Source organism: Achromobacter maghribensis (assembly GCF_057334215.1).
In genome coordinates this window covers 132,430-140,987 of sequence record NZ_JBHFII010000020.1, presented here as the reverse complement: position 1 = coordinate 140,987, position 8,558 = coordinate 132,430, and the positions used below count along the sequence as shown (strand labels likewise).

Below are 8,558 nucleotides of genomic sequence, written 5' to 3'. Positions count from 1 at the left end.
GCCCCCCCTTCCGGCTTGACCGGATACTCGCGCGAATTACTGCGCGGCGTCCTTCAGCTTCTTGAGCGGGCGAACCTTCACCTTGACCGAAGCCGGCTTGGCGGGGAACCAGCGCTCGACGCCAGTGAACGGATCCTTGCCGAAGCGCTTGGCCTTGGCCGGAACCTTTTGCACGGCAACCTTGAACAGGCCGGGCAGCGTGAATTCGCCAACGCCCTTCTTGTCCACGGAACCCAGCACCGAGGTTTCCAGGCTGGCCAGGACGGCCTTGACGGCCTTGGCTTCAACGCCGGATTGCTCAACGATGTAGGCAACCAGTTGGGTCTTGTTCAGGGCAGCCTTGATGGCCTTGGGTGCAGCAGCGACCTTCTTGGCGGCGACGGCCTTCTTTGCTGCGGGCTTCACAGCGGGTTTGGCGGCGGTTGCCTTCTTTGCGGGCGCCTTGACGGCGGGCTTGGTGACTTTCTTGGCAGGAGCTTTTGCTTTCGTGGCCATGGTCAAAATCCGTAGTTGAGGACATGGGGCAGCGCGCGCCGGGTATCGGCTTTTAACGCTACGCGCCCGATGATAGCGGAAGACTTGCAGTTCTTGCGGCTTTCTCGCGGGTTTTAAGCCTCTGTTTGTTGTTTTCGACGCAGAAAGTGCTTGCTGCAAGGGCTTCTGCAATAGGTCGTGACATTCCAAGCCTATTTTTGCGGGACATCGCGTCACTGAACCAATGGCGCCGAGCATGTTCCAATTGCGTGCGGCGCGCGGGGATATTGTTGAATGCTGGGCCTGTTGCTCAGGCCGATTGGCGTTCGTTTCCGCGCGGGAACAACCCAAGCATGGATTGAAGCTCTTATATGTTGTTGATGAAAAAGTTTGCAGCGGGCCTGCTCGTTGCGACGGCCTGCGTGTCGGGCGCGATGGCGCAGCCGATGCCCCAGCCGGTGCTGTCGGCCAAAGCCTGGCTGCTGCTGGATGAGACCAGCGGCCAAGTGATCGCGTCGCACGCGGCCACCACGCGGATCGAACCCGCGTCGCTGACCAAGATCATGACGGCCTACGTCGTGTTCGAGGCGTTGAACAAGAAGGAAGTCACGCCCGGCCAGCTGGTGGTGATTTCGACGCGCGCATGGAAAGTGCCGGCAGGCAGCTCCAAGATGTTCCTGGAGCCCGGCTCCAAGGTGTCGGTGGACGAACTGCTGCGCGGCCTGATGATTCAGTCTGGCAATGACGCGGCCATTGCATTGGCCGAAGCCGTGTCCGGCAGCGTCGAGGCTTTTGTCGCGCGGATGAATGACACGGCCGTGCGGCTGGGCCTGCATGCGACGCATTTCGCCAGCCCGCATGGCCTCCCGGACCCGGGCACGTATTCCACGGCCAGCGACTTGTCCATTCTGGCCACGCGCTTCATCCGCGATTACCCCCAGTTGTACAAGACCTACGATTCCGCCAAGCAGTTCACGTTCAACAAAATCACCCAGCCCAACCGGAACCGGCTGCTGTGGCTGGACCCCAGCGTGGACGGGCTTAAGACGGGCCATACCGACTCCGCGGGCTATTGCATCGTGGCGACTGCGCGCCGGCCCAATGGCGCGGACCAGCGCCGGCTGATCACCGTGGTGGTGGGCACGGCCTCCGATAAAGTGCGGACCCAGGAAAGCCGGGAGTTGCTGGAATGGGGGTTTCAGGGCTTCAATACCATCAAGCTGTACGCGCGCGGCCAAGCCGTGGCCACGCCTGAAGTCTGGAAGGGCGACAGCGACAGCCTGAAGGCCGGTTTTTCACGGGACGCCTATGTGACCGTGCCCGCAGGCGCCAAAGTGGAGCCCGTGTGGACGCCGCACGAGCCCTTGATGGCGCCGATCGCGGCCCAGGACACGGTAGGCGCGTTGCGGGTGCTGGTGGACGGCAAGCCGTCGATGCAGTTTCCGGTGGTGGCGCTGGAGCCGGTGGCCGAAGCGGGTTTCGCTGGCCGCGCCTGGGATTCCGTGCGGTTGTGGTGGCGCGGCCAATCAAGTTGACCTTGGCATGCCCTCGGGCATGCGTCGCGGATTGCGGCAAGGAGGTGTGTGATGGCAGTGAGCTTTCCTGGAGGTCCGGCGCCAGCGCCGGGGGCGGATGATCCGCTGGCGTTGCTGTCGGCCTGCCATGGCCGCATCGCGCGGCAATGCGCCACCTTGATGCGGCTGGCGGCGCATCTGCCCGTGCATGGCAGCGATGCCGCGGCGCAGACCGCCGCCGCCGCCGTAATCCGCTATTTCGACACGGCTGCCGCGCACCACCACGAAGATGAGGAAGAGGATCTCTTTCCGGCCTTGCTTGAATCCATGGCGGGGTCCGATGCCGGCTGCCTGCACGCGTTGGTGAAAGGGCTGCTGGCCGATCATCGGCGCCTGGCGGCGTTGTGGTCGCCGCTGCGGCAGGGCTTGTCCGAAGTCGCCGCAGGGCGGCCCGGAGCTTTGCCGCTGGCGCAGGCGGAAGCGTTCACCGAGGCCTATGCGGCGCATATCCGGCGCGAAGACGACGAGCTGCTGCCGATGGCGGCGCGGCTGATTTCGGATGACGCCCTGACTGACATCGGGCGGGCGATGAAGGCGCGGCGCGGGGGCGATGCGAGTTGAATGGCCGCCGGCATGCCGGTCGCAAGTAGCGGGCGGGCGGCGCGTTGCGCCGGTCCGGGCGAGCGATTACGCTAGGCGACCTTGTTCCGCGCGCAAAACCGCCCGGGCCAGGAAATCTAAGAAAGGGGAAAGGGACAGGATGACGCAGGGGGCAAGAAATCTGGCGGGCCGCATGTTTGGCTCATGGGTGGACGATGTCAACAAGTTGACGTTGCGCGCCGACTTGTCGGCGGGCCTGCTTGGGGCGCTGCTGGTGTTGCCGCAAGGCGTGGCGTTCGCCATGCTGGCCGGACTGCCCGCGGAATACGGCCTGTACTCCGCCATCGTCCCCTGTATCGTCGCGGCGCTGTTCGGGTCCAGCCGGCATGTCATGTCGGGCCCGACCAACGCCAATTCGCTGGCGCTGTTCGCCGTGCTGACCCCGTTGGCTGCTGCGGGCAGCCCTGCTTATATACAGTTGGCGCTGGCGGTGACGGTGTTGGTCGGCGTCATGCAATGGCTGGTGGGCGTGCTGCGCCTGGGTTCGCTGGCGCATTTCATCTCACCGTCGGCCCTGTTCGGTTTCACCAGCGGCGCGGCGCTGCTGATCGCGGTACATGCCTTGAAGGATGCGCTGGGCTTGCCGTCGCCTGCCTCGCATGGGGCCGGCGCGCTGCTGGTCAGCGTCGGTACGCATATCGGCGACGTGCATCAGGGCGCCGTGCTGGTGACACTGGTCACGCTGGGCGTGGCATTGCTGGTGCGCCGGCTGGACAAGCGCAAGCCCTACATGCTGCTGGGATTGGTGGCGGGGGCGCTGGCGGCGGCCGCTTTCAACCAGTGGGCCGTGGCGCCCGGCGGAACGCCGGTGTCGGTTGTTGGCGCCATCGCCCAGCCTTGGCCGCCGTTCCATGTGCCCAGCGTGGACTGGCGCACGCTGCCCGATCTGCTCAGTCTGGCGTTCGCGTTGACGATCGTGGCGTTGGCGCAATCGATCTCCATCGCCAAGGCGGTCGCGACGCGCTCGGGCCAGCGCATCGACGCCAACCGGGAATTCACGGGGCAGGGATTGTCGAACATCGTGGGCGGCTTTTTCTCTTGCTATCTGTCTTGCGGATCGCTGAACCGGTCCGTGCCCAATTTCGAGGCGGGCGCGAAGACACCGCTGGCCGCCGTCTTCTCCGCAGTGCTGCTGGTGGTGCTGGTGGCTTTGTCGGCGCCGTTGCTGGCGATGATTCCCAACGCGGCGATCTCGGGCTTGTTGTTGCTAGTGGCGTGGACGTTGCTGGATATTCCGCGTTGGCGGCAGTTGATCCGCATGCAGCCGGGGGAATGCGCGATTGCCGGCGCCACGCTGGCCGCCACGGTCACCATCCGCATGGAAGTGGCGATTCTGCTGGGGACGGTGTTGTCGCTGATGGCGTATCTGCATCGCACGTCGCGGCCGGCAATGCGCACGATGGGCTTCGATTCCCGAGGGCTGGACCGGCGCTTCGTCGTGCTGGAACATCAAGAGGACGCGCTGCCGGAGTGTCCGCAATTGAAGCTGCTGCGGATGGAAGGCTCGATTTACTTCGGCGCGGCCGCCCATGTGGCCCAGCGGCTGCACGAGTTGCGGGCGGCCCCCGATGCGCCGCGCCATCTGCTGGTGATGGCCAAAAGCATGAACTTCATTGATCTGGCCGGCGCGCAGGTATGGGAAGACGAGCTGGCCGCGCGGCGCGCGATGGGCGGCGACTTGTATTTCCACCGGCCGCGGCCGGAAGTGCTGGACATGTGGCGCCGCACGGGCTTTCTGAATCGTCTGGGCGAGGACCACATTTTTCCCGACAAGGCTACGGCGCTGCATACGATCTATGCCAAGCTGGACCCAGGCATCTGTGCGGGTTGCAAGGCCCGGATTTTCTGGGAATGCCAGCCGCAGAGCCCGCAAAGCGAGCACTGACCGCGTTGCGCGGATCCGCCCGATTCAGCGGATGCCTCGCGGCGTCATGGCCCCGTCAGGGGGCTTCCGTGCCCAGGTAGGCCGCGCGGACCCTTGGGTCCGCCGCGATGGCGGCGGGTTCGCCTTCCGCCATCAGGGCGCCGCGCACCAGGACGGCGATGCGGTCGGCATGTTTGAATACCACGTCCAGGCTGTGCTCGGTGAACAGCACCGCGATGCGTTGCGTGTCGGCAAGTTGGCGCGTCAACCGCATCAGCGCGTGTCGCTCGTTGGTGGCCATGCCGGCCGTGGGTTCGTCCATCAGCAGCAGGCGCGGCTGGTGCGCCAGCGCCATCGCCAATTCGACCCGTTTGACGTCGCCATATGCCAGGGTGCCGCACGCGGCATCCGCCTTGTCCGCCATTTGCACTTGCGACAGCAGGGCCATGGCTTCGTCGGCGGCGTGACGGTTGGCGCGACGCCACGGATTGAACAGGAGTCGGTCGCGCGACAGCAGGGCGGTCTGCACATTTTCGAGTACGGTCATCGAGCGGAAGGTCGCGGCGGTCTGGAAAGTGCGGCCTACGCCCAGCCGGCAGATCTTGCCGGCGGATAGCCCCACCAGTTCGCGGCCATCCAGCCGTACCGAGCCGGCGTCCGGGCGCAGTTGCCCCCCCAACACGTTGAAGCAGGTGGACTTGCCTGCGCCATTCGGGCCAATCAGTGCCAGCATCCTGCCGGCTTCCAGCGTGAACGACACGCCGGCCAGCGCGTCGATGCCGCCGAACGATTTACGCAGCGCCTCGACCTGCAGCAAGGGAAGAGGCGGGGTCATGCGCGCTTCCTTTGCAGCCGCGCGGCGGCGCCGGCCAGACCTTCCGGAAACGCCAGGACCAGCGCCAGGATGGCCACGCCCAGCACGGCGTGCCAATACTCGGTGCTGCGCGCCGCCGCGTCTTGTAGCCAGGTGTAGGCAGCGGCGCCCGCGAGGGGGCCGGCCAGCGTTTGCAGGCCGCCCAGCAGCACCATGACCAGTCCGTCCACCGAACGGCTGACGGCCAGCACATCGGGGGCGATGCTGCCTTTGGAAAACGCGTACAGCGATCCGGCCAGCCCCGCGGCGAAGGACGCGGCGACAAAGCCCGCCCACTGCACGCGCCGGGTGTCCATGCCCAGGGCTTCGGCGCGCATGGCGGAATCGCGCACCCCGCGCAAGGCATAGCCCAGCGGCGAAAACGCCAGGCGGCGCAGCCAGGCGATGCCCGCCGTGCACAGGGCCAGCGTCGCGTAATAGAACCACGGGCCTTGCGCCAGCCAGGACGAAGGCCACAAGCCGATCAGGCCGTTGCTGCCGCCGGTCACGTCGTCCCATTGGTAGGCGAGCGCCCACAGAATCTGCGCCACGGCCAGCGTCAGCATCGCCAGGTACACGCCGGACAGGCGCACGCAGAACCAGCCGAACAACAGCGCGCCGAAGGCGGCGGCGAAGGGGCCCAGCAGCAAGGCGGCTTCCATCGGCACGGCGGCCAGTTTCAACAGCAGCGCGGCGCCGTAGGCACCCAAGCCGAACCAGGCGGCATGGCCAAAAGAAGTCATGCCGGCCAGGCCGGTCAGAAAATGCAGGCTGGCGGCGAACAGCGCGGCGATCAGAATCTCGGTCATCAGGATGCCCAGATACGGCCACTGCAGCGCGGCGACGGGCACCAGCGCCAATAGAACCAGCAGCAGGCCGTAGGCCAGGCGCAACTTTTTGCCGGCAGGCGCGATGGGGCGTTCCGGCGCACCCGCGTGCGAGGCGGGCGCGGGGGCTTTGCCCAGCAGGCCCCACGGCCGCACCACCAGCACTACGGCCATCACGGCAAATTCAGCCAGCAGCGTCAGCTTCGACAGATTGAATATCCACGGGCCGATCTGGACCTGCCCCAGGAAGACGAACACGGCTTTGACCGAGCAGATGAGCAGGGCGGCCAGGAAGGCGCCGGGTATCGAGCCCAGGCCGCCCACCACCACCACCACGAAGGCGCTGGCAATGATCTCCAGGTCCAGGCCCAGCGTGGCCGGCACCCGGGGGGCGGCCAAGGCACCGCCCAGGCCCGCCAGGAACGCCCCCAGCGTGAACGCGGACGTGAACAGCCAGGCCTGGTTCACGCCCAGCGCGGCCAGCATGCTGCGATTTTCAGACGCCGCGCGCAGCAGACGTCCCCAGCGCGTGCGCATCAGCAGCAGCCAGAGCAGACCCAGCACCACGGGGCCGGCCGCGATCAGCAACAGATCGTATTGCGGATAGCGACGCCCCAGGATCTGCACTGCGCCGGATAGGCCAGGCGCGCGCGCGGCGAACAAGTCTTCCGGTCCCCAGATGGCCAACGCCGCGTCGCCGATGATGAGCACCAGCGCGAACGTGGCCAGCAATTGGAACAGCTCGGGCGCCTGGTACAGGCGCTTTAGCACCAACCATTCGGCGGCGGCGCCGATCAGGCCCGTGGCCAGCGCGGCCAGCAGCAGGCCGGCCCAGTAACCGGCGCCGTCGCCGAAATACGTGGTGAAGGTCCATGCCAGGTAGATACCCAGCATGTAGAACGACCCGTGCGCGAAGTTGACCACGCGGGTCACGCCGAAGATCAGCGACAGGCCGGCAGCGACCAGGAACAAGGCGCTGGCGTCGGCCAGGCCGTTGAGCAGCTGCGACAGCAGCCCCGACAGGCTCATCAGTGCGCCGGACGCATCTTGCGGACCTGTTCGTCGGGAGGTTGCAAACGCGCGCCATCGATGTAGGCGAAGTCCTTCATGACGCCCTTGCCGTCTTCCACGGCGGTGACGCCCACGTAGACGCCCATCGTCGATTGGTGGTCGATCTTGCGGTATTGGATTTGCCCGTAGGGCGTGTCCACCTTCAGGCCCGCGAACGCGTCGACGAGCTTTTCGGTGTCGACCGCGCCGGCGGCCTTCAATCCCTGGGCAATCGACATCAACGACGCGTATCCCACCACCGAGCCCACTTTGGGCGTTTCGTTGTAGCGTTTCTTGTAGGCGTCGACAAAGGCGTTGTTAGCCGGGGTGTCGATGGCGTACCAAGGGTAGCCGGTGACGATCCAGCCCGTCGGCGTGTCGGCGCCCAACGGTTCCAGGTATTCCGGTTCGCCCGACAGCACGGACACGACCGCGCGGTTCTCGAACAGGCCCCGGGTATTGCCTTCGCGGACGAAACGGGTCAGGTCGGCGGCGAACAGCACGTTGAAGATGGCGTCCGGCTTGGCGTCGGCCAAGGCCTGCACGACGGCGCCGGCGTCCACCTTGCCAAGCGGCACGGCCTGTTCGGCCACGAATTCCACGTCGGACTGGAAGGACTTCATCATGGCCTTGAAGGTGGCCACGGCGGATTGCCCGTACTCATAGTTGGGGTAGACGATGGCCCAGCGTTTCTTGCGCAAGGCCAGCGCCTTGGGCGCCAGTGCCGCGACGTGCATCCAGGTGGAGGGACGCAGCCGGTAGGTGTAGCGGTTGCCTTCCTGCCAGGTGATCTTGTCGGTCAGGGGCTCGGCCGCCAGGAAGAACACTTGTTGCTGTTTGGCGAAGTCGGTCAGGGCCAGTCCGGTATTGGAAAGGAAGCCGCCGAACAGCAGTTCCACTTTCTCGCGCGCCAGCAGTTCCTGGGCGGCACGCACCGAATCGCCGGGGTTGCCGTTGTCGTCGCGTGAGATGACCTCCAGCTTCCTTCCCAGCACACCGCCTTCGGCGTTGACCTGCTCCAGCGCCAGCTGCCAGCCTTTCTTGTACGGGCCCAGGAAGGCGGGGATGGCCTTGTAGCTGTTGATTTCGCCAATGCGTATCGGCGGCTCTTTGTCTTTGGCGACGGCAGCGGTGACCGGAGTCAGCGCCAGGGCCAGGAGCGCGGGCGCGAATGCGCGGCGCAGCAGGGTAAGGCTGGGACGAAGCATGGCAAGGGGTATCGCAGGCAAGAGGGATCGGGCGTCGCCGCGCGGCACGGGGCACTGCGGGTTGCGGCCAATTGAAACACGCACCTTTGCTGCGCGGCAATAGACGGT

General features: G+C 66.0%; 7 protein-coding genes. 3 read left to right on the top strand and 4 right to left on the bottom strand.

Annotated elements, in window-relative coordinates; translation table 11 throughout:
* Positions 1–36: 36 nt before the first annotated feature.
* Positions 37–495 carry an HU family DNA-binding protein gene (locus ACE039_RS08990; RefSeq protein WP_105557822.1) on the bottom strand — a complete coding sequence of 153 codons (459 nt, stop codon included), beginning with the start codon at positions 493–495 and terminating at the stop codon, positions 37–39.
* Positions 496–854: 359 nt separating this feature from the next.
* Between ACE039_RS08990 and ACE039_RS08985 the strand changes: the two genes are divergently transcribed.
* The 3 genes from ACE039_RS08985 (at position 855) to ACE039_RS08975 (ending at position 4,533) form a co-directional block, all read left to right on the top strand.
* Positions 855–2,009 carry a D-alanyl-D-alanine carboxypeptidase family protein gene (locus tag ACE039_RS08985; RefSeq protein WP_485822163.1) on the top strand — a complete coding sequence of 385 codons (1,155 nt, stop codon included), beginning with the start codon at positions 855–857 and terminating at the stop codon, positions 2,007–2,009.
* A 51-nt stretch (positions 2,010–2,060) separates the two neighbouring features.
* Positions 2,061–2,609, top strand: coding sequence for a hemerythrin domain-containing protein (locus tag ACE039_RS08980; protein WP_485822162.1), 549 nt, complete (start codon positions 2,061–2,063; stop codon positions 2,607–2,609).
* 172 nt (positions 2,610–2,781) lie between these two features.
* Entirely contained in the window at positions 2,782–4,533 is a 1,752-nt protein-coding gene (locus ACE039_RS08975; protein ID WP_448709876.1) for a SulP family inorganic anion transporter, read from the top strand.
* A 55-nt stretch (positions 4,534–4,588) separates the two neighbouring features.
* On the opposite strand, the gene ACE039_RS08970 is transcribed toward ACE039_RS08975, so the two are convergent.
* The 3 genes from ACE039_RS08970 to ACE039_RS08960 are packed head-to-tail and all read right to left on the bottom strand — an operon-like array spanning position 4,589 to position 8,450.
* Complete coding sequence (locus tag ACE039_RS08970; protein WP_485822161.1) at positions 4,589–5,347, bottom strand: ABC transporter ATP-binding protein; 759 nt, start codon at positions 5,345–5,347, stop codon at positions 4,589–4,591.
* The gene (locus ACE039_RS08965) at positions 5,344–7,221 is read right to left on the bottom strand and encodes an ABC transporter permease (RefSeq protein WP_485822160.1); all 1,878 of its coding nucleotides are present in this window, start codon (positions 7,219–7,221) and stop codon (positions 5,344–5,346) included. The genes ACE039_RS08970 and ACE039_RS08965 overlap by 4 nt, the downstream gene beginning before the upstream one ends.
* Complete coding sequence (locus ACE039_RS08960; protein ID WP_485822159.1) at positions 7,221–8,450, bottom strand: ABC transporter substrate-binding protein; 1,230 nt, start codon at positions 8,448–8,450, stop codon at positions 7,221–7,223. Before ACE039_RS08960 ends, ACE039_RS08965 begins: the two co-directional genes overlap by 1 nt.
* Positions 8,451–8,558: the final 108 nt, after the last annotated feature.

Coding starts and splice junctions, on each gene's coding strand:
- ACE039_RS08970 (WP_485822161.1), bottom strand. CDS start 5,347: ATGACCCCGCCTCTTCCCTTGCTGCAGGTCGAGGCGCTGCGTAAATCG.
- ACE039_RS08975 (WP_448709876.1), top strand. CDS start 2,782: ATGTTTGGCTCATGGGTGGACGATGTCAACAAGTTGACGTTGCGCGCC.
- ACE039_RS08960 (WP_485822159.1), bottom strand. CDS start 8,450: ATGCTTCGTCCCAGCCTTACCCTGCTGCGCCGCGCATTCGCGCCCGCG.
- ACE039_RS08985 (WP_485822163.1), top strand. CDS start 855: ATGAAAAAGTTTGCAGCGGGCCTGCTCGTTGCGACGGCCTGCGTGTCG.
- ACE039_RS08990 (WP_105557822.1), bottom strand. CDS start 495: ATGGCCACGAAAGCAAAAGCTCCTGCCAAGAAAGTCACCAAGCCCGCC.
- ACE039_RS08965 (WP_485822160.1), bottom strand. CDS start 7,221: ATGAGCCTGTCGGGGCTGCTGTCGCAGCTGCTCAACGGCCTGGCCGAC.
- ACE039_RS08980 (WP_485822162.1), top strand. CDS start 2,061: ATGGCAGTGAGCTTTCCTGGAGGTCCGGCGCCAGCGCCGGGGGCGGAT.